Source organism: Herbaspirillum sp. VT-16-41 (assembly GCF_001994935.1).
Lineage (GTDB): Bacteria > Pseudomonadota > Gammaproteobacteria > Burkholderiales > Burkholderiaceae_D > Herbaspirillum > Herbaspirillum frisingense.
In genome coordinates this window covers 137208-155555 of record NZ_MUXB01000020.1, presented here as the reverse complement: position 1 = coordinate 155555, position 18348 = coordinate 137208, and the positions used below count along the sequence as shown (strand labels likewise).

Sequence of the window (18348 nt, the reverse complement as noted above, 5' to 3'; positions counted from 1 at the left end):
TGGTATGACATGTCAGCCCGGCTGGCCGCTCTCGTAGTGCGAAAAAAAACGGCCCGGTCTGAGAGCGACCGGGCCTTCATCTGCAAGCGCTGCCAGGGAATCAGCCGTGTCCCAGATACGCCTTGCGCACGTCGCTGTTGGCCAGCAGGTTGGCACCGGTGTCGGACATGACCACGTGACCGTTCTCCAGCACATAGCCGCGATCGGCCACACCCAACGCCTTGTTGGCGTTCTGCTCGACCAGGAACACCGTCACGCCGCTTTCGCGGATGGTGCGGATGATCTCGAAGATCTGCGCGATCACCAGGGGTGCCAGTCCCAGCGTGGGCTCGTCCAGCAACAGCAGGCGCGGCTTGCTCATCAGCGCACGGCCGATGGCCAGCATCTGCTGCTCGCCGCCGGACATGGTGCCGGCGCGCTGGGCCGCGCGTTCCTTCAGGCGCGGGAACAGGCCGAAGACATACTCGATGCCTTGTTCGATGGCTTCATTACTGGCGAAGAAGGCGCCCATCTTGAGGTTTTCCAGCACGGTCAGGCTGGGGAAGACGCGCCGCCCTTCCGGCGAGATCGCCAGGCCGCGACGCATGATCTCGTGGGTCGGCAATGCGGTGATGTCCTGCCCCTCGAAGATCACGCGGCCGCTGGAGGCACGCGGACGTCCGCACAGCGTCATCAGCAGCGTGGTCTTGCCGGCCCCGTTGGCGCCGATCAGGGTGACGATCTCGCCCTTTTCCACATTCAGCGACACGCCGTGCAGCGCCTCGATGGCGCCGTAGTGGGTATGCACCTTGTCAAACTGCAGCATCATTCTTCTCCCAGGTAGGCCTTGATCACGCGCTCGTCGCTGCGCACCTCGTCCGGGGTGCCGGTGACGATGGGCTTGCCGTGCTCCATGACGAGGATGCGGTCGGAGATGCCCATGATGAGGCTCATGTCGTGTTCGATCAGCAGCACGGCCACGCCGTGTTCGCGACGCAGGCGGTCGATCAGTTGCGAGAGCTCCTGCTTTTCCTGCGGGTTCAGGCCGGCGGCGGGTTCGTCCAGCAACAGCAGGCGCGGCCGGGTGATCATGCAGCGGGCGATCTCCACCCGGCGCTGCAAGCCGTAGGAGAGCGTGCCGGCTTCGCGGTTGGCCAGTGCCGTCAGGCCCAGCTGGTCCAGCCAGTAGGCGGCGCGTTGCAGCGCCTCCTGCTCGGAACGACGGTAGCCGGGGGTCTTCAAGAGGCCTGCCAGCAGGTTGGTATTGACCTGCTGGTGTTGCGCCACCAGCAGGTTTTCCACCACCGTCATGGACTTGAAGAGACGGATGTTCTGGAAGGTGCGCACCAGTCCCTGCTGTGCCACCTGGTGGCTGGGACGGCGGGCGATGGAGACGCCATCGAGCGCGATCTCACCCGAGGTCGGCTGGTAGAAGCCGCTGATGCAGTTGAAGACGGTGGTCTTGCCGGCGCCGTTGGGGCCGATGATGGCGAAGACTTCACCTTCCTTGACCGACAGCGAGACGCCATCGACCGCCAGCAGGCCGCCGAAGCGCATCGACAGATTGGCCACTTCCAGCATGGTTTTCATGGATTGATTCATTGCGGCAGCTCCACATGCGGACGGGTGGCAGGCAGCAGTCCTTGCGGACGCCACATCATCATCAGCACCATCACCAGACCGAAGATGAGCATGCGGTATTCGGCAAAGCTGCGCGCCACTTCCGGCAGCACGGTCAGCAGGATGGCGGCCAGGATCACGCCCAGCTGCGAGCCCATGCCACCCAGTACGACGATGGCCAGGATCAGGGCGGACTCGATGAAGGTGAAGGATTCCGGTGTCACCAGACCCTGGCGGGCGGCGAAGAAGGAACCGGCCAGGCCGGCGAAGGCGGCGCCCAGCGTGAAGGCCGAGAGCTTGACCTTGGTCGGGTTGATGCCCAGCGAGCGGCAGGCGATCTCGTCTTCGCGCAGGGCTTCCCAGGCGCGGCCCATGGGCATGCGCAGCAGGCGGCTGGTGACCAGGTAGGTGAACAACACCATCAGCAAGGCCAGGAAGTACAGGAAGATCACCATGTGCCCACCCTGGTACGACAGACCGAACACCTGGTGGAAGGTGGTACCACCCTCGGTCAGGGGGTTGCGCGCCATCGCCAGGCCGAACACGGTGGGCTTGGGGATGCCGGACACGCCATCCGGGCCGCCGGTCAGGCTGGTCATGTTGTTGAGCAGCAGGCGGATGATCTCGCCGAAGCCCAGCGTGACGATGGCCAGGTAGTCGCCGCGCAGGCGCAGCACCGGGAAGCCCAGCAGGAAACCGAACAGCGCCGCAGCCGCCGCCGACAGCGGCAGGCACTCCCAGAACGAGAGGCCGACATACTGGTTCAGCAGTGCATAGGTATAGGCCCCCACGGCGTAGAAGCCGACATAGCCCAGGTCCAGCAGGCCGGCGAAGCCGACCACGATGTTCAGGCCCAGGCCCAGCACCACGTAGATCAGCGCCAGGGTCATCACGTCCACGTAGCCACGCGAACCGAAGAACGGCCATACCAGCGCCGCCATCAGCAGGATGATCACGGCGGCGCGCTGCTGGCGCGGCTGCATGCGCGGCAGGGCCGGCAGCTTCACGCCAGCGGCCGAGCGCGACAGCGCCGGCTTGACCAGCTGGAACAGGAACACGGCAATCACCGCCACCAGCACCGGGGTCCAGTGGGTATTGAGCACCACCCGGTAACCTTCCAGCTGCAATTGCATGCCCAGCAGCGGGATGGTCAGTACGGCGGTCACCAGCGCCGCCGCCACGGCATTCTTGAAAGTCTCAGGCATCACGCCTCCTTGAATAATTCGTTGTCCGTCAGGCGCGCTGCGCTCAGACCTTTTCGATATCGGGCTTGCCCAACAGGCCCGTGGGACGGAACAGCAGGATCAGCACCAGCAGGCCGAAGGACACCACGTCCTTGTATTCCGAAGGCAGGTAGCCGGCGGCAAAGGTCTCGGCCAGGCCCAGCAGGACGCCGCCCAGCATGGCGCCGGGAATGCTGCCGATACCACCCAGCACCGCCGCCGTGAAGGCCTTGATGCCGGCGATGAAGCCGATGTAGGGATTGAGCTTGCCGATGGTCAGCGCGATGAGTACACCACCGACCGCTGCTAGCATCGCACCCAATACAAAGGTGAAGGAAATGACCTTGTTGGTGTCGATACCCAGCAGGTTGGCCATGCCCATGTCCTCGGCGCAGGCGCGGCAGGCGCGGCCCATGCGCGAACGCGCGATGAACAGCGTGAGCGCCACCATCAGCAGCAGCGTGACACCGACGATGACCATGCGCGAATACGGCACGGTGACGGTGAAGTCGCTGCCCATCTGGAATTCCAGCGCGCCCGAGATCAGCACCGGCACCGACATGTCGCGCGCGCCCTGGCCGATCTGTACGTAGTTCTGCAGGAAGATGGACATGCCGATGGCCGAGATCAGCGGTACCAGGCGCGGGCCGCCGCGCAGCGGGCGATAGGCCACGCGCTCGACGGTCCAGCCATACAGGCCCGTGACCAGTACCGATACGATCAGCGCACCACCCAGCAGCAGCGGCAAGGGGTAGCCGGACTGCACGCCGATGGCGGTGAGCGTCACCAGGCCGACGTAGGAGGCGATCATGTAAATCTCGCCGTGGGCGAAGTTGATCATGCCGATGATGCCGTAGACCATGGTGTAGCCGATGGCGATCAAGGCATAGATCGCGCCCAGCGAAAGCCCGTTGACGAGCTGCTGGGTCAGTTGTGGGAGCAATTCATTCATGTGGAGGGTCCAGAAGTGGAAATGCCCCATCCGAGAATTTCGCGGTGGGGCATTTCGCTGTTTGACGTCAGGTCAGACGGTCATGCCAACGATTCGCGGGGAATCACTTGGCTTCGGTCTTGGTGGCGTCCTTGTGCCAGGTGAAGACCACGAACTTGAAGGACTTCAGGTCGCCCTTCTTGTCGTATTCGACGTTGCCGATGGGGGTCTTGAAGCTGTTGGCGTGGATGTAGGCCGCGACCTTTTCCGGATCGGTGGACTTGGCGCCGGTGATGGCGTCGGCAATGATCTTCACGCCGGAATAGGCCGGCATCTGGAACGGACCGTTGGCGTCGCGCTTGGCGGCGGCAAAGGCCTTGACCAGGGCGGCATTGGCCGGGTCGGCGGCGAAGTCGGCCGGCAGGGTCACCAGCATGCCTTCGGAAGCCGGGCCGGCAATCGCGGTGATGTCCTTGTTGCCTACGCCTTCGGGGCCCATGAACACGGCCTTGACGCCCTGCTCACGCGCCTGGCGCATGATCAGGCCCATTTCCGGGTGGTAGCCGCCGAAGTAGACGAAGTCCACGCCCTGCGACTTGAGCTTGGTGACGATGGCGGAGTAGTCGCTGTCACCGGCATTGATGCCTTCGAACAGCACGACCGGCACCTTGGCGGCGTCGAGTGCGCCCTTGACCGAGGAAGCCACACCCTGGCCGTAGGACTGCTTGTCGTGCAGCACGGCGACCTTCTTGGGCTTGAGCTTTTCGATCACGTAGCGGGCGGCAGCAGGACCCTGCTGGTCATCGCGACCGATGGTGCGGAAGATGAACTTGTGCGGCTTGGCTTCGGTCAGCTGGGGAGCAGTGGCCGACGGGGTGATCATCACCACGCCTTCGTTTTCATAGATGTCGGAGGCCGGGATGGTGGAGCCGGAGCAGACGTGACCGATCACGTACTTGATGCCCTGGCTGACGATCTTGTTGGCCACGGCCACGGCTTGCTTGGGTTCGCAGGCGTCGTCCATCATCACGGCTTCGAACTTGTTGCCATTGGCGCCACCGGCGGCGTTGATCTGTTCGATCGCGGTCAGGGCACCGGCCTTGACCATGTCGCCGTACTGGGCCACGGCACCGGTCAAGGGACCGGCGATGGCGATCTTGACGGTCTCGGCATGCGCCACGCCGGCAAAGGCGGCGAAGGTGGCGGCGGCCAGGGCGATCTTGGTCAGACGGCTTGCAGATTTCATTGACGTTTCCTCCAGGATGGAACGGATTCAAGAGGCGCCGTTACCTGGCCAGCAGGCCGGCGCGCGTAGGGCTCCGGTTCTCTGGCCCTGATAATTCCGGGGGCCGGCCGAAGCATGGGGGCAGAGTGTAACACCCTCGTCATGAAGGGCAACTTTTTTTTGAGAATTGGCCATAGTCCGTCATTTTTACCCTGTCAAATTCGATTTCTCGCACATTTCATGCTGCTTTTCTTCATTTTCCTAAATTTGGTGCAGACTCGCACTGCAGCATGAGCCATTTCGGTGCGATGCACGCAAAGCCATGCTGGTGGCCGATTTGCAGCCGATTCCGGGAAACCGGTGGCAGGCCGGGCTGCCCACAATTACAATACGGCCTCGCCCCGCGTATTCCCGCAGAACAAGACCCGGTTTCGATGCTTCATTTCCTCCTCCGCTCCCCCCTGTTGCGCCGCCTGGCGCTGGTCATCCTGGCGGCTCCCCTGCTTTGTCCGGCGCTGGTCGGCGCTGCCGAGATCAGGCAGTACCAGTATCACCAGGTCTTCATCAGCACCTGTCGTGCCGATCCGCGCAGCGACACCATCCGCATGTACTGGAAGGATGCCAATGGCGCGCCGCTGGGCAATTTCCTGCGGCTGGACGCCCATCTGCGCAGCCAGGGGCTGGACATGGTGTGCGCCACCAATGCCGGCATCTACGACAAGCAGCTGCAGCCGCTGGGCCTGTACGTCGAGGCCGGCACGCAGCTGCGCCGCCTCAATACGCGCAAGAACGCCTATGGCAACTTCTACCTGCAGCCCAATGGGGTGTTTGTCCTCAGCGAGCACCAGGCCTATATCGTGGAGACCTCGGACTACGAGGCCGAGCTGGGGCTGTGGAATTCGGTGGCACGCTATGCCACGCAGTCGGGGCCGCTGCTGATCGTGGATGGCAAGATCAACCCGCGCTTCGATCCCGATTCGGCCAATACGGTGGTGCGCAATGCCGCCTGCCTGGACGCAGCCGGGGTGGTCACGCTGGCCATTGCGCGCAATCCGATCAGCTTCCATGACTTCGCCAGTTTTTTGCGCGACGAACTGAAGTGTAGCGACGCCCTTTATCTGGACGGCAGCATCTCGCGCATGTATCCCACGCTGGAAGCCAATATGGGACCGGCTTTCGGCGCCATGATCGCGGTGGTCAAGCCGCATGGGAGCAAATAGCTCCCCGCAACGCGTCAATGCGATGAGGTGCTCGAATTCATTCGAATTACCTCCACTCCTCTTCACAGTGCTGGAACCGCCGCAGCTAATCCATTCCAAGGTTCATCGTCATTGAATCCGAAGGAGGAATGGAGTGCTGATAAACATTATCGTTCTTGGGGATAACACCAGCCATGGCGGGGCTGTCATCTCTGCATCCGGCAGTACGTCGTCGCACGGCAAGGGCTGGGCGCGGGTCGGCGACATGGTGTCTTGCCCACGCTGCCGGGGCGTCTTCCCCATCATCGAAGGCGATGAGGGGCTGACGGATGAAGGGAAGGCAGTCGCCTTCCACGGCTGCAAGGTGGCTTGCGGAGCGGAACTGATATCGAGCCAATCATTGACGATGACCGAGCCCTCCTGCGGTGACGCCGCCGGAGGGCCTGCACTGGTGTCCGGAAATACCGGAACGATTGGATCAGAGCTGATGGCACGCTACACCCATGAAGCGCTGAAGGATGCGACAGAACGCTTCCGCGGCCGCTTCCAGGTGCTTGATGCGGCGACCGGGAAGGCCTTTCCAAACGTGACATTCAGGGTCGCCAGCACCGGCGGACAAATCATCACAGGCGCGACGGATGCAGAGGGGATGACACCCTGGGTCGAACACGACATGCACGAAACCCTGGCATTTCACCTCACTGAGCAGGGGGCGGCATGAGCGAGCCCGCACCACCATCGGCGCCGCTTGCCACGGGAGGCATGTCGCGCGGTGGTGCCACGCAAACGGTCCGGCTCCATCAACCGGCCGTCGACGCCACGGACAAGAAAGTGTTGTGCTCCGCGATCTGCCAATGCAAGGATGCGCCTGGGGTCGGCCAGGATGGACGTTCACTGAAGCAATCTTGCGTCTCCAACCAACTCAGAGAGCTTGACAAGGCCTTGGCGCATCGCAGTCCGTACAAGGCAGAGGTCAACTACGATATGACCAGGCGACCACCTGAGCCCGTGATGGATTCCAGCATCCCCACAAAAGCGCATGACTGGCTGCCGGGATGGATCAGCAAATACTGGGAGCAAGATCACGGTTTACCGTATCTCAAGGGAATGGGGATGGTGCGCCGGCCTGATGCGATCATCGTCATTGATCCGACCAAGCCTCCGGTGCAAGACAATATCAAGCAGGTGGTGGAGATAAAATTTCCACCGGATACCATGAGCGATCCACAAAAGATTGCATACATTCGGATCGCTGGCGATGAAAGCAAGCTAGTGACACTGGGGCCTCAACATTGCGACTGCGACAAGCCCGAACCCGAGCATTCCAAGATCCCCATTAGAGAACTAGGCATGGCAACTACCGCACTGAAGGTGATTTACATGTTGGTGACAAGACGCCCGGCACCGGGTGGTAGTGCAGCGCCCACCTATTAGGATAGTTATGACCGAATTTCCATTTGACCCTGCTCACTTCATGCGTAATCACCCGGAAGAGATGCGTATTCCAGGCGGTTTGCTCACCAGACAAGGCCAACAAGACTATGTCGGCGCTGTTCCCGCCATCACCGGTACGCTGTTCTTCCATGACGCGCACCTGCCAAAGGTCCGTGAGGCGATTTGCGCCTGTTTTGACGACTATGCCGCCCTCGCAAAAGACCAGCTGACCTGGCTTTGGCGAGCGGAACCTCCCGAGGGCCCTCAGAAGTTTCCCTATCACGAGGCTCCGGCAATGCGCGACATGATCAGACGCATGAACGAAAATGATCTCGTGAGCTTCATCTATACCAGTGGCAAGCAGTCTTTCGATGCTGGCGAGTGGGAGTTTCAGGTATTTGGTCTGCGCGCGTGGGAGGCCAATATGAAGGAAATAGGTAGTTCCGCACTAAGGGTGAGTGTTCCACTGCTCTACATTGAAGAGAATCCAACGGCGTTTCAGAGATTATTTGCCGAATTTGCCCGACGGCTGCATGCAATACATGGCTATGCGGGATATGGACTGGTTTTATCCGCAGCCCGGGCAGAAGACAACCAATCCTTTGAGGCATATCTGTCAGACAGTTTCAAGGGATTCGATGTGGGTGGTCCGGTCGGCGGCTCAACGCGCGCCCATGAGGGCATCAAGACGGTCTCGTGGCTGACCGCTGTGAATTACGACATGGTGCAGCAAATTGGTGGATTGACCAAAGTCAGATCAACGTTTCCAATGGATTGGTTTGCTCTCTACGACTACGGCAAGGGCTTGATTGTGCAGTCCGGTCCGTCCCCAGATGCTGGCGCGACCGACAGAGCGCTTCCCGCCACGCTCGTATTGGCCAACATGCTGTTCAAGGAAGTGCGGGCGCCAAAGATGATGCTGCACTTTGCATCCGTCGAAGGTGAACCCCGCCTGATCGGCTGGAGCGCAGACCAATGGCTCAAGCGCTTCGATATCGATGCGTCTGAATTGATGAGCTACCAGAAAAAACTGCTGGACGAGCCCAAGCTGACGCCAGCCACCACGCTGCCTGAACGGCTTTAGGATAGGTCTGCGACAGGCGAAAAAAAGCCCGCAGCCAATAAACTGCGGGCAAGTTCCCTATCAAGAGGGAGGTTGAAGGAACAGTTCAACCACCTGTACGACTGCGGGCCGCAAAAAAAAGTTCGGAAAGATTTTGCCTCCTTCCCAAGGAGGCAGAACGGCCTGCCCCATGGGCCCATCTCTCCCTGTCCGTCGCGCCCTGTCCCTTTCACTACCCTCTCACTACCCTCTCACTGCCGTACCTCAAAAGAAAGCGCCGCGTCAGTTGCCTGACGCGGCGCATGCAGTGCTGTTCCCACTGCGGGATGATGGTGCGGCTGTTGCCGTTCTTGTCTGGCTCTTGTTATGCGAAGGCTGGCGCTTGAATGCTGTGCTTACTTCTTCTCGCCACCGGCGGTGTCGCCTGTGGTCGCGGGCGGCGTGCTCGGGCTGGTGGCCGAGGAATCCGACGGCGTAGTCGGAGTCGGGGTCGCCGGAGTGGCGGTCGAGCCGGAGTCAGCCGGTTCCGATGCGGCCGGCGGAGTGGCGGCCGGGGTGGCGGGCGTTTCGTCGCGCTTGTTGCAGCCGGCGAGCACGGCAGTAAAGACGGCGGCAGCCAAGAGGGTGTGGCGAATCTGCATGTTTTGCCTCCAAAGGTTGTTGATGGGTTGTGCCGACATTCGGCCAGATGCTTCCTTGCCGAAGTTCGACTGCTTCTGGATATGGATTATTCCCGCTCCGGCGGCCGCAGGCTGTCAGAAAATGGCGCATCTTGATGTCAGTCATCGCAGGCAATGTGAATCAAAAGGCAACACTTTTTTGCCTGAAAACCCGTATCATCGGCGCCTATGACGACCTTGCCCGCCCTCCTCCTGCCGCCCTCCCCTGGCCGCGGGATTACCCTGATCGCCGCCCTGCTCGCAGGCTTGTCCATGATGTCTGCGGCCCATGCCGACATCGCACCTGTCTCGCCGGCGCAGTGTGCCGACATGAAAGCGCGCAAGGTGATCACGGCGGCCAATCCGGTCCCCTGTGCGCGCCTGTCCCGGGTCAGCTTCGACTACACCGATTTCGACGGTGCCACCCGTCAGGGCGCGGTGGTGGTGCTGGATGCGGTGGCGCCGCAGGTGGAGTCGCTGTTCGGCGAACTGCTGTTGCGCTCCTTCCCGCTGGCCGGCGCGCGCGCACTGGAAGAATTCGATGGCGATGACCAGCGCTCCATGGCCGCCAATAACAGTTCCGCCTTCAACGGTCGGCCCATGACCGGCGGCGGTGGCTGGTCCAAGCATGCCTACGGCGCCGCCATCGACATCAATCCCCTGCAGAACCCCTATGTCAGCCAGGCCGGCAGCAGCGCACAGGAAGTGCTTCCGCCCAAGGGCAGCAGCTACCTGCAGCGCACGCCCGCGCAAGCCGGCATGGCCGAGGAGGTGGTGAGCGTGTTCTACGATCACGGCTTCCTGGTCTGGGGTGGCCAGTGGAAGCAACCCATCGACTACCAGCACTTCGAGATCGGCAGCCGTGGCTTCATCGTCCGCCTGGCCAGCCTGCAAAGGGCGCAGGCGCGGGCCGAGTTCGAGCGTTATGTGGCGGCCTACCGCCGGTGCGCACATCCGGGCGCACTGGGTGCACCGGGTGCACAGGCCGCCGCCACCAGCGATGGCGACGATGACGACGACGCGGCGGAAGACACCACCCTGCGCGACCAGTGCGCGGCACGCCTGCGCAAATGAAGCGATCCGACGCCGCCAGCCGGCACAGGTAAAGATGCGCAAGTTTGGGTAAACCGGCGTAGCAGCACGCCATCACGCACCTATACTTCCCTGGCAACATCGGTCTGGGCGCTCGCCCGGGGGGACAGCCTTAATCAGGAGTGCACGCATGTCGATCAATTCCATTTCTTCCATCTACCACAGCAATACGCCAGCCAACACGCAGCAAACGACGAAGAAGCCGGCCGTCAATTTCAACGACGTCCTCAATGCGGCCGGTCAGTCCGCCCAGGTGGCGCAGGCTGCCAGCACCCAGCCCAGCAGCACCGACACCTTCACCACGACGCCGACCCGCACGGTCTGACACGATCGAGATTCACGCATCACCCCGGGCGAACCGCCCATGAAAAAGGCCGGAGGGCGTAGGGCTGTACCTACGTCCTCCGGCCTTTTGACTTGCCCGCGCAAGGCTATACTGCGGCTTCACGCGCCCGACCGGCGCCCTGGAGACCCGATGCCCGAGCAAGCCCCTGAGAGCGCGCTGCAGATTCGCGGCGCACGCCATGACGACTACCCGCAATGGAAGATCCTGTGGGATGACTACAATGCCTTCTACGGTCGCAGCGGCGCCACCGCCCTGCCCCTGACGATCACCCAGGCCACCTGGGCGCGCATCCACGATGCTGGCGAGCCGGTCCATGCGCTGGTGGCCGAAGCCGACGGCCGGCTGCTGGGCCTGGCACACTACCTCTACCACCGCAATACCATCCTGATCGGACCGACCTGCTATCTGCAGGATCTGTTCACCACCGAAGCCGCCCGCGGACGCGGCGTGGGGCGCGCACTGATCGAAGAGCTCTACCGCCGTGCGGCTGCCGATGGCGCCGAACGCGTCTACTGGCATACCCACCACGGCAATGCGACGGCGCGCCGGCTCTATGACACGCTGGCCATCGACTCCGGCTTCATCGTCTATCGCAAGAACCTGTAGGCGCGTCTGCGTTCAACCCTGGGTATTGACCTCAGATACTGGCCTCATTGAGTGCTGCGACGATGTCGGCGCGCTTGAGCTCGGGGGCGAACTGCTGGATGAAGTCCAGCGCATAGCCACGCAGGTAGGCGCCTCGGCGCACCGCCAGTCGGGCGATGTTGGCCTTGAACAGGTGCGCCGCATTGATGGCGACCATGTCCTGGTGCTTGCCCTGGTCGACCGCCATCGAGGCCACCAGGCCCACGCCCATGCCCAGCGACACGTATTGCTGGATCACGTCCGAATCCATGGCGGTGAGCACGATGTCGGGCTCGATGCCGGCCTGGCGGAAGGCTTCGTCGATATGGCCCCGGCCGGTAAAGCCGACGTCATAGGTGATCAGCGGCCAGGTCCCCAGGTCTTCCAGGGTCACCTGTTCCAGCCCCAGCAGCGGGTGGCCCTTCGGCACCACGATCACGTGGCTCCAGGTATAACAGGGGAAGGACACCAGTTCCTTGAACTGCGACAGGCCTTCGGTGGCGATGCCGATGTCGGCCTTGCCGGAGATGACCCATTCGGCGATGTGTTCCGGCGCGCTCTGCTGGAGCGCGATGCGCACCTGTGGAAAGGCGTCGCGGAAGGCCTGCACGATGCGCGGCAGCACGTAGCGGGCCTGGGTGTGGGTGGTGGCGATGGAGAGCGTGCCGCTCTGCTCGCCGGCGTATTCCTTGCTGGCGCGGCGCAGGTTCTCGGCCTCCAGCAGCAGCCGTTCGACGATGCCCAGGATGCCCTTGCCGGGCTCGGTCAGGCCGGTCAGGCGCTTGCCGTTGCGTTCGAAGATTTCCACGCCCAGTTCTTCTTCCAGCTCGCGAATCTGGCGACTCACGCCGGGTTGCGAGGTGAACAGCACATTGGCCACTTCGGTCAGGTTGAAGCCGCAACGGGCGGCTTCGCGGATGGATCGCAGTTGCTGGAAGTTCATCGTGCCGTCCCTCCTTCCTGCTGGGCGAACACCTGCAGGCGGCGCGGGCGCACCACCAGGGTGTCGCCATTCTTCAGTCCCAGCTGCGCAAAGCGTTCGTTGGGGATGACGGCTTCGATGAGCTCGGCGTTGTCGTCGCGTTCCAGTTCCAGCTGGGCCAGCGGGCCGATGGCATGGGCGCGGCGCAGTTGCACCACGATGCCCTGGGCACCGGGCGCGTAGCGTTCCACATCCAGATCGTGCGGCCGCACGTAACCGACGCCGGACGCATCGCGGGTATCGTCATGGCCGGGCGCCTCGAAACGGGCGCCGGCGGCGTCCAGCACGCCCTCGTGCAGGCGACCGTGGAACAGGTTCACATTGCCCAGGAAGCCGTAGACGAAGGGCGAGGCCGGATGGTTGTAGACCGCTTCGGGTGTGCCGATCTGTTCCACCTGTCCCTTGTTCATCAGCACCACCTGGTCGGCCACTTCGAGCGCTTCTTCCTGATCGTGGGTGACAAAGATGCTGGTGACGTGCAATTCATCATGCAGGCGTCGCAGCCAGCGGCGCAGTTCCTTGCGCACCTTGGCATCGAGTGCGCCGAAGGGTTCGTCCAGCAGCAGCACGCGGGGCTCCACGGCCAGTGCACGCGCCAGGGCGATGCGCTGGCGCTGCCCGCCCGAGAGTTGCGGTGGATAGCGGTCGGCCAGCCAGTCCAGTTGCACCAGTTCCAGCAGGCTCTTGACCTTCTCGCGGATGGCCGCTTCCGAGGGGCGCTGGGCGCGCGGTTTCACGCGCAGGCCGAAGGCGATGTTCTCGAACACGGTCATGTGCTTGAACAGGGCGTAGTGCTGGAACACGAACCCGACCTGGCGCTCGCGCACATGGCGTGCCGAGGCGTCTTCGCCATCCAGCAGCACCTGGCCGGAGTCAGGCGATTCCAGACCGGCGATGATGCGCAACAGCGTGGTCTTGCCGCAGCCCGAGGGCCCCAGCAGCGCGGTCAGTTCGCCGGCCGGGAAGTTGAGCGAGACGTCGTTGAGTGCGGTGAAGCTGCCGAAACGCTTTTGGATGTGATGGACTTCGATGCTCATGAGAACTCCTTAGACTTGCTCGCTGGCGCTGTGCTGCTGGTGCAGCCGCCACTCGATGACACTCTTGATGGCCAGTGTGACCAGGGCCAGGAAAGCCAGCAGCGAGGCCACGGCAAAGGCGCCGGTGATGTTGAATTCGTTGTAGAGGATTTCGACCTGCAGCGGGATGGTGTTGGTCTCGCCCCGGATGTGGCCGGAGACCACCGATACCGCGCCGAACTCGCCCATGGCACGGGCGTTGCAGAGGATCACGCCATACAGCAGGCCCCATTTGATGTTGGGCAGGGTCACGTGCCAGAAGGTGCGCCAGCCGGAGGCGCCCAGCACCAGCGCGGCTTCCTCTTCTTCGCTACCCTGCGACTGCATCAGCGGGATCAGCTCGCGCGCCACGAACGGGAAGGTCACGAAGATGGTGGCCAGCACGATGCCCGGCACGGCGAAGAGGATCTTGATGTCATGTTCACGCAGCCAGGGGCCGAGGTAGCCTTGCAGGCCGAACAGCAGCACGTAGATCAGGCCGGAGATCACGGGCGAGACCGAGAACGGCAGGTCGATCAGGGTCAGCAGCACGTTCTTGCCACGGAACTCGAACTTGGCGATGGCCCACGCCGCCGCCACGCCGAACACCAGGTTCAGCGGCACGGCGATGGCCGCCGTGATCACCGTCAGCTTGATGGCCGACCAGGCGTCGGCCTCGGTGATGGAAGCCACATAGACATCCCAGCCCTTGCGCAAGGCTTCATAGAACACCGCCACCAGCGGCACGAACAGGAACAGCGTCAGGAACACCAGGGCAATGCCGATCAACAGGGCACGCACCCAGAACGGTTCCAGCGTGGCTCCGGGGGTGATCGGCGGCTCGCCGCGGGCAATGTTCTGGCCAGCGAGGGAAACAGGCGCGCCACTCATCTCAGGTCCTCTCCGCCTGGCCGCGCTTGCGGGTCCAGGCTTGCAACAGGTTGATGGTCAACAGCAAGACGAAGGACACCAGCAGCATCACCATGGCGATGGCGGTGGCGCCGGCGTAGTCGTACTGCTCCAGCTTGGTGACGATGAACAATGGGGTGATCTCGGACACCATCGGCATGTTGCCGGCGATGAAGACCACCGAGCCGTATTCGCCGGAGGCGCGCGCAAAGGCCAGGGCAAACCCGGTCAGCAGCGCCGGCAGGATGGTCGGGAAGACCACGCGGGTGAAGGTCTGCCAGCGGTTGGCGCCCAGGCTGGCAGCGGCTTCTTCGAGCTCGCGCTCGGCCTCTTCCAGCACCGGTTGCACGGTGCGCACCACGAACGGCAAGCCGATGAAGGTCAGCGCCACCAGCACACCCAGCGGCGTGAAGGCGACCTTGATGCCCAGCGGGGCGAGCAGCTTGCCCAGCCAGCCATTCTGCGAATACAGGGTGGTCAGGGCGATGCCGGCCACGGCCGTGGGCAGGGCAAATGGCAGGTCGACCAGGGCATCGATGATGCGCTTGCCCGGGAAGCGGTAGCGCACCAGCACCCAGGCGACGATGCCGCCGAAGATCACGTTCAGGAAAGCACCGATCAGGGAGGCCCCGAAGCTGAGGCGATAGGACGCCATCACCCGTGGCGAGGTCACGGCATCGATGAAACCGCCCCAGGTCAGCGTGAAGGTCTTCAGGAACAAGGCCGACAGCGGGATCAGGACAATCAGCGCCAGATAGAAGATGGTGAAGCCCAGCGACAATCGGAAACCGGGCAATACGCGCCGGCCGGTCCCGCCGGAAGCGGCCACTGGCGCGGCCCGGGGGGCGGCCAGGGAAACAGGGGTTGCGGACATGTCGTTCTCTTTTTATTACAAATGCGACTATAGGTGACCGATAATCGCATTCGCAGGTTATAAAGAGAACGAAGTTTTTTGCATGCCTTTAGAAGGAAAGCGCATAAAGAGCGGCCAAAAACCGCAATGCCGTTCAGTTAAGCTTGCTGCCAGCCCGAAAGCTTGCTCAGACTTTGCTTGCGCCACCGCTGACCGTTCGTCCTGAGTAGCGGCGTAGCCGCGTATCGAAGGCGCGCCACAAGCCGAGCAGCGCCCCTTCGACAGGCTCAGGACAGGCTTCGATACGGCCCTAAAGGGCCTACTCAGTCCGAACGGTTTCAAATGGCTTGAAGAGAACCAGGCAAAATCGCGGCGCCAAAGTCATCTGGCGCGGCGATTTTTTCTGAACTAAACGGTATTACAGCCAAAAACCGTCATTTGGCGCCCTGCCCCGGCGCCGGGAAAAGCCTCACGGAATCTGCTCCAGCAACTCCAGCAACCATTGCTGGCCCTGCGTCCAGTCGCCCAGGCCGGACTCGGAATTGATATGCCCGCGGGGGCCGATGGAACGAAACTGTGCGCCCCAGGCCTCGGCCCAGTGGCGGGCGCGGTCGGCGCTCATCCAGGGGTCGTTGTCGCTGCCGACCACCAGGGCCGGATACGGCAGCCGGTGGCGTACCGCCGAGCTCACGCTGAATTTGGCCGGATCGGCCGGTGCCACCAGCAGGGCCGCCACGATGGGATGGGCCGAGCCCCCTTCGGCCAGCAGGGCAGCGGTGCGCTGCACGGTGGTCAGGCAACCGAAGCTGTGCGCCACGATCACCGTGGGCCGACCATCGCGCGCCAGCACTTCGCCCAGGCGCTGCGACCAGGCCGGCAGGTCGGGGGTTTCCCAGTCGTCTTGCTGCACCCGTTCGAAGGCCGGATAGAGGCGTTGCCAGCGCGACTGCCAGTGCTCGGGGCCGCTATCGGACAAGCCCGGCGCCACCAGTACGCGGAAATCGGACAGCCGCGCCGGGGCCGGGGAAACGTGGGACGACAGACTCATGCAGGCCTCGCTGTTGAGGATAGGGAAGACCGAGTATGCCTCAAGCCGCATCCCGGATACCCGATATCTGGTCCGGCAGTCTCGCACCGGGGGTGTCCCACAGATAACCCTGGGCGTGGATGGGCTGGGCCAGAGCCTGGCCGAACTGGCTCAGCTTGTCGAAGACCTCGCGGTTCTCGACGCGCTTGAAGAAGATGCGTACGCCCTGCTCCGCCGCCCGCAGCAAGAGCAAGGCCACGCTGTCGGGATCGGGCAGTTCGCGGGCATCGACCTTGATCAGGTCCGGCTTGATCTTGTCCAGCAGGCCCAGCGCCTCCAGCGGGCTATTGGCCGAGACCCCGAGGCGGAAGCCATTGCGGCGGTAATTGTCCAGCACATAGTTGAGCAGCCAGCGCTGGTTGGGCGTGACCACCGGCAGTTGCAGCACGATGCGCTCGTGCGGCAACTCCAGTGCCGCCAGGATGCGGCGGTAGGCCTCGCCATGGTTGTTGTTGACGGCGGCCAGCAGGCGCGCATGCACCGAGAGATGCAGCTCGGGGACGTCGGTATCGCCCAGGCCGCCCTGCCCGACCTGACGATAATAGTTGATGGCGTGCAGCATGCGGCACAGGCGGTCCAGCTCGACCGATTCGTCGTCGCTGGCGGCCTGGTCGAGCAGCTTCCAGAGATGGAGTCCGTCATCGACCGCCGAATGACTGCGGGCAAAGGCTTCACATGCGACGATGCTGCCCTGTTCGAAGCTGCGCACCGGCTGGAAGGCCGAGCTCAGCGATGTATTGAAGAAACGCCCTGCGGCACGTCCCTGCTCATCCAGCCAGACCTTGGACGAGGTCGACTGGCTGGCTTGCAGACGCGCCAGGTAAGCATCCAAAGCCTGATATGCCATCGGGCCTGCTCCTGGAAAAATATGCCGCCCGGGCGAGATTGACCGATGGGCGGCCGGAAAAGATCACAGCTTGGCGATCGACACTTCGGTGGCCTTGACCAGCGCCACGACTTCGCTGCCGATGGTCAGGCCCAGGTCCTTGACCGAACGGGTGGTGATGACGGAAGTGACGATACCGGCCGGGGTCTCGACATCCACCTCGGACACCACCGAACCTTCGATGATGGCCTTGACCTTGCCCTTGAACTGGTTACGTACGTTGATCGCTTGAATGGTCATGCTCTGCTCCTTGATGAAACGGCGTCGGCACCTGCCGCGCCGCATGGGTTGAAATGGTCGGACTCTCTGAAACGGTCAAATCATGTGCGGCATCACACGGCCCACTGCACCTGCTGTACGCCGCGGGTGACGAAGGCGGGCTCCGGCGGCGCGGTGGCGGCGTCGCTGCCAGGATGACGCAGCACGCGCGCCAGGATGGCTTCTTCCAGCGCGGCAAACTGAGCCTGTCCGCGTGAGCGCGGGCGGGCCAGCGTGATGCGCTGATCCAGCGTCACCCGGCCGTCTTCGATGAGCAGCACGCGGTCGGCCAGGGCGACCGCTTCCTGTACGTCGTGGGTCACCAGCAAGGCGGTGAAGCCGCGCTCGCGCCATAGCGATTCGATCAGTGCCTGCATCTCGATGCGGGTCAGGGCGTCAAGCGCACCCAACGGCTCGTCCAGCAACAGCAATTGCGGGTCGTGCACCAGCGCCCGGGCCAGGGCCACGCGTTGCCGCTGGCCACCCGAGAGCACCGCCGGCCATTCACCGGCGCGCTGATCCAGGCCGACCTGCTGCAGGGCGTGCAGGGCAAGCGGCGCGTGCTGCCTGGGCAGCCCCAGCGCCACATTGGCCTGCACCCGCTTCCAGGGCAGCAGGCGCGCATCCTGGAACATGATGCGCACTTCGGGTTCGCCGCCGGCATCGTGTTCATAGACCACCTCACCGGCGCTGGCTGCATCCAGTTGCGCCACCAGGCGCAGCAGTGTGCTCTTACCGCAACCACTGCGACCGACGATGGCGACGAATTCGCCGGGGGCGATGTCCAGATCGATGTCGTGCAACACGGTGCGACCGCTGAAGGCCTTGGACACGGCGCGCAGCTTCAAGCCCACGCCGCGACCGGCAGCGCGACCCAGTGCCTGGTTTTCCTGTTGGTCGTGACGCATACGGTTCTCCTGATG

General features: G+C 63.2%; 21 protein-coding genes. 7 read left to right on the top strand and 14 right to left on the bottom strand.

From position 1 onward, the window contains the following. Window positions 1–100: 100 nt before the first annotated feature. The 5 genes from BTM36_RS02610 to BTM36_RS02590 all read right to left on the bottom strand — a co-directional run bounded on the left by BTM36_RS02610 (window position 101) and on the right by BTM36_RS02590 (window position 4999). Complete coding sequence (locus BTM36_RS02610; protein ID WP_006464509.1) at window positions 101–805, bottom strand: ABC transporter ATP-binding protein; 705 nt, start codon at window positions 803–805, stop codon at window positions 101–103. Beyond that, window positions 805–1581, bottom strand: a complete 777-nt coding sequence (gene livG / locus BTM36_RS02605; RefSeq protein ID WP_077235112.1) for a high-affinity branched-chain amino acid ABC transporter ATP-binding protein LivG — start codon at window positions 1579–1581, stop codon at window positions 805–807. The genes BTM36_RS02610 and livG overlap by 1 nt, the downstream gene beginning before the upstream one ends. Next, complete coding sequence (locus BTM36_RS02600; protein WP_006464507.1) at window positions 1578–2804, bottom strand: high-affinity branched-chain amino acid ABC transporter permease LivM; 1227 nt, start codon at window positions 2802–2804, stop codon at window positions 1578–1580. Before BTM36_RS02600 ends, livG begins: the two co-directional genes overlap by 4 nt. 43 nt (window positions 2805–2847) lie before the next feature. Further along, window positions 2848–3774, bottom strand: coding sequence for a high-affinity branched-chain amino acid ABC transporter permease LivH (gene livH / locus BTM36_RS02595; protein WP_006464506.1), 927 nt, complete (start codon window positions 3772–3774; stop codon window positions 2848–2850). Window positions 3775–3877: 103 nt separating this feature from the next. Beyond that, complete coding sequence (locus BTM36_RS02590; protein ID WP_077235111.1) at window positions 3878–4999, bottom strand: branched-chain amino acid ABC transporter substrate-binding protein; 1122 nt, start codon at window positions 4997–4999, stop codon at window positions 3878–3880. 413 nt (window positions 5000–5412) lie between these two features. Here BTM36_RS02590 and BTM36_RS02585 point away from each other — a divergent pair, with 413 nt between their 5' ends. From BTM36_RS02585 to BTM36_RS02570, 4 genes are all read left to right on the top strand, one after another. Then, the gene (locus tag BTM36_RS02585) at window positions 5413–6198 is read left to right on the top strand and encodes a phosphodiester glycosidase family protein (protein WP_077235110.1); all 786 of its coding nucleotides are present in this window, start codon (window positions 5413–5415) and stop codon (window positions 6196–6198) included. Between the two features lie 133 nt (window positions 6199–6331). Further along, window positions 6332–6898: a PAAR domain-containing protein gene (locus BTM36_RS02580; RefSeq protein WP_254426893.1), complete on the top strand. Its 567-nt coding sequence runs from the start codon at window positions 6332–6334 to the stop codon at window positions 6896–6898. After that, complete coding sequence (locus BTM36_RS02575) at window positions 6895–7611, top strand: VRR-NUC domain-containing protein (protein ID WP_077235109.1); 717 nt, start codon at window positions 6895–6897, stop codon at window positions 7609–7611. The genes BTM36_RS02580 and BTM36_RS02575 overlap by 4 nt, the downstream gene beginning before the upstream one ends. A gap of 7 nt (window positions 7612–7618) precedes the next feature. Further along, the gene (locus BTM36_RS02570) at window positions 7619–8695 is read left to right on the top strand and encodes a type VI immunity family protein (protein WP_077235108.1); all 1077 of its coding nucleotides are present in this window, start codon (window positions 7619–7621) and stop codon (window positions 8693–8695) included. A 374-nt stretch (window positions 8696–9069) separates the two neighbouring features. Here the strand turns inward: BTM36_RS02570 and BTM36_RS02565 are convergent, their stop codons facing one another. Beyond that, window positions 9070–9354: a hypothetical protein gene (locus tag BTM36_RS02565; RefSeq protein ID WP_254426892.1), complete on the bottom strand. Its 285-nt coding sequence runs from the start codon at window positions 9352–9354 to the stop codon at window positions 9070–9072. Window positions 9355–9522: 168 nt separating this feature from the next. Here BTM36_RS02565 and BTM36_RS02560 point away from each other — a divergent pair, with 168 nt between their 5' ends. The 3 genes from BTM36_RS02560 to BTM36_RS02550 all read left to right on the top strand — a co-directional run bounded on the left by BTM36_RS02560 (window position 9523) and on the right by BTM36_RS02550 (window position 11377). Next, window positions 9523–10407, top strand: a complete 885-nt coding sequence (locus tag BTM36_RS02560) for a M15 family metallopeptidase (RefSeq protein ID WP_077235106.1) — start codon at window positions 9523–9525, stop codon at window positions 10405–10407. A gap of 148 nt (window positions 10408–10555) precedes the next feature. Continuing rightward, window positions 10556–10750 carry a hypothetical protein gene (locus BTM36_RS02555; protein ID WP_077235105.1) on the top strand — a complete coding sequence of 65 codons (195 nt, stop codon included), beginning with the start codon at window positions 10556–10558 and terminating at the stop codon, window positions 10748–10750. 150 nt (window positions 10751–10900) lie between these two features. Further along, entirely contained in the window at window positions 10901–11377 is a 477-nt protein-coding gene (locus tag BTM36_RS02550) for a GNAT family N-acetyltransferase (RefSeq protein WP_006464499.1), read from the top strand. 31 nt (window positions 11378–11408) lie between these two features. Here the strand turns inward: BTM36_RS02550 and BTM36_RS02545 are convergent, their stop codons facing one another. The 8 genes from BTM36_RS02545 to BTM36_RS02510 all read right to left on the bottom strand — a co-directional run bounded on the left by BTM36_RS02545 (window position 11409) and on the right by BTM36_RS02510 (window position 18333). Continuing rightward, on the bottom strand, window positions 11409–12338 hold the full coding sequence (locus BTM36_RS02545) for a CysB family HTH-type transcriptional regulator (RefSeq protein WP_077235104.1): 930 nt from the start codon (window positions 12336–12338) through the stop codon (window positions 11409–11411). Further along, on the bottom strand, window positions 12335–13414 hold the full coding sequence (locus BTM36_RS02540) for a sulfate/molybdate ABC transporter ATP-binding protein (RefSeq protein ID WP_006464496.1): 1080 nt from the start codon (window positions 13412–13414) through the stop codon (window positions 12335–12337). Before BTM36_RS02540 ends, BTM36_RS02545 begins: the two co-directional genes overlap by 4 nt. Before the next feature lie 9 nt (window positions 13415–13423). Continuing rightward, window positions 13424–14323, bottom strand: a complete 900-nt coding sequence (gene cysW / locus BTM36_RS02535; protein ID WP_077235103.1) for a sulfate ABC transporter permease subunit CysW — start codon at window positions 14321–14323, stop codon at window positions 13424–13426. Between the two features lies 1 nt (window position 14324). After that, window positions 14325–15215: a sulfate ABC transporter permease subunit CysT gene (gene cysT / locus BTM36_RS02530; protein WP_077235102.1), complete on the bottom strand. Its 891-nt coding sequence runs from the start codon at window positions 15213–15215 to the stop codon at window positions 14325–14327. 448 nt (window positions 15216–15663) lie between these two features. Next, window positions 15664–16242 carry an alpha/beta hydrolase gene (locus BTM36_RS02525; RefSeq protein WP_006464493.1) on the bottom strand — a complete coding sequence of 193 codons (579 nt, stop codon included), beginning with the start codon at window positions 16240–16242 and terminating at the stop codon, window positions 15664–15666. Window positions 16243–16282: 40 nt separating this feature from the next. Further along, window positions 16283–17128, bottom strand: a complete 846-nt coding sequence (locus tag BTM36_RS02520) for an EAL domain-containing protein (protein WP_077235101.1) — start codon at window positions 17126–17128, stop codon at window positions 16283–16285. 63 nt (window positions 17129–17191) lie between these two features. Then, window positions 17192–17407: a molybdopterin-binding protein gene (locus BTM36_RS02515; protein ID WP_006464491.1), complete on the bottom strand. Its 216-nt coding sequence runs from the start codon at window positions 17405–17407 to the stop codon at window positions 17192–17194. 92 nt (window positions 17408–17499) lie between these two features. Further along, the gene (locus BTM36_RS02510) at window positions 17500–18333 is read right to left on the bottom strand and encodes an ATP-binding cassette domain-containing protein (protein WP_077235100.1); all 834 of its coding nucleotides are present in this window, start codon (window positions 18331–18333) and stop codon (window positions 17500–17502) included. Between the last annotated feature and the right edge of the window lie 15 nt (window positions 18334–18348).

Coding starts and splice junctions, on each gene's coding strand:
- BTM36_RS02545 (WP_077235104.1), bottom strand. CDS start 12,338: ATGAACTTCCAGCAACTGCGATCCATCCGCGAAGCCGCCCGTTGCGGC.
- livH (WP_006464506.1), bottom strand. CDS start 3,774: ATGAATGAATTGCTCCCACAACTGACCCAGCAGCTCGTCAACGGGCTT.
- cysW (WP_077235103.1), bottom strand. CDS start 14,323: ATGAGTGGCGCGCCTGTTTCCCTCGCTGGCCAGAACATTGCCCGCGGC.
- BTM36_RS02525 (WP_006464493.1), bottom strand. CDS start 16,242: ATGAGTCTGTCGTCCCACGTTTCCCCGGCCCCGGCGCGGCTGTCCGAT.
- BTM36_RS02570 (WP_077235108.1), top strand. CDS start 7,619: ATGACCGAATTTCCATTTGACCCTGCTCACTTCATGCGTAATCACCCG.
- BTM36_RS02550 (WP_006464499.1), top strand. CDS start 10,901: ATGCCCGAGCAAGCCCCTGAGAGCGCGCTGCAGATTCGCGGCGCACGC.
- BTM36_RS02510 (WP_077235100.1), bottom strand. CDS start 18,333: ATGCGTCACGACCAACAGGAAAACCAGGCACTGGGTCGCGCTGCCGGT.
- BTM36_RS02565 (WP_254426892.1), bottom strand. CDS start 9,354: ATGTCGGCACAACCCATCAACAACCTTTGGAGGCAAAACATGCAGATT.
- BTM36_RS02560 (WP_077235106.1), top strand. CDS start 9,523: ATGACGACCTTGCCCGCCCTCCTCCTGCCGCCCTCCCCTGGCCGCGGG.
- cysT (WP_077235102.1), bottom strand. CDS start 15,215: ATGTCCGCAACCCCTGTTTCCCTGGCCGCCCCCCGGGCCGCGCCAGTG.
- BTM36_RS02585 (WP_077235110.1), top strand. CDS start 5,413: ATGCTTCATTTCCTCCTCCGCTCCCCCCTGTTGCGCCGCCTGGCGCTG.
- BTM36_RS02610 (WP_006464509.1), bottom strand. CDS start 805: ATGCTGCAGTTTGACAAGGTGCATACCCACTACGGCGCCATCGAGGCG.
- livG (WP_077235112.1), bottom strand. CDS start 1,581: ATGAATCAATCCATGAAAACCATGCTGGAAGTGGCCAATCTGTCGATG.
- BTM36_RS02555 (WP_077235105.1), top strand. CDS start 10,556: ATGTCGATCAATTCCATTTCTTCCATCTACCACAGCAATACGCCAGCC.
- BTM36_RS02575 (WP_077235109.1), top strand. CDS start 6,895: ATGAGCGAGCCCGCACCACCATCGGCGCCGCTTGCCACGGGAGGCATG.
- BTM36_RS02600 (WP_006464507.1), bottom strand. CDS start 2,804: ATGCCTGAGACTTTCAAGAATGCCGTGGCGGCGGCGCTGGTGACCGCC.
- BTM36_RS02520 (WP_077235101.1), bottom strand. CDS start 17,128: ATGGCATATCAGGCTTTGGATGCTTACCTGGCGCGTCTGCAAGCCAGC.
- BTM36_RS02590 (WP_077235111.1), bottom strand. CDS start 4,999: ATGAAATCTGCAAGCCGTCTGACCAAGATCGCCCTGGCCGCCGCCACC.
- BTM36_RS02515 (WP_006464491.1), bottom strand. CDS start 17,407: ATGACCATTCAAGCGATCAACGTACGTAACCAGTTCAAGGGCAAGGTC.
- BTM36_RS02540 (WP_006464496.1), bottom strand. CDS start 13,414: ATGAGCATCGAAGTCCATCACATCCAAAAGCGTTTCGGCAGCTTCACC.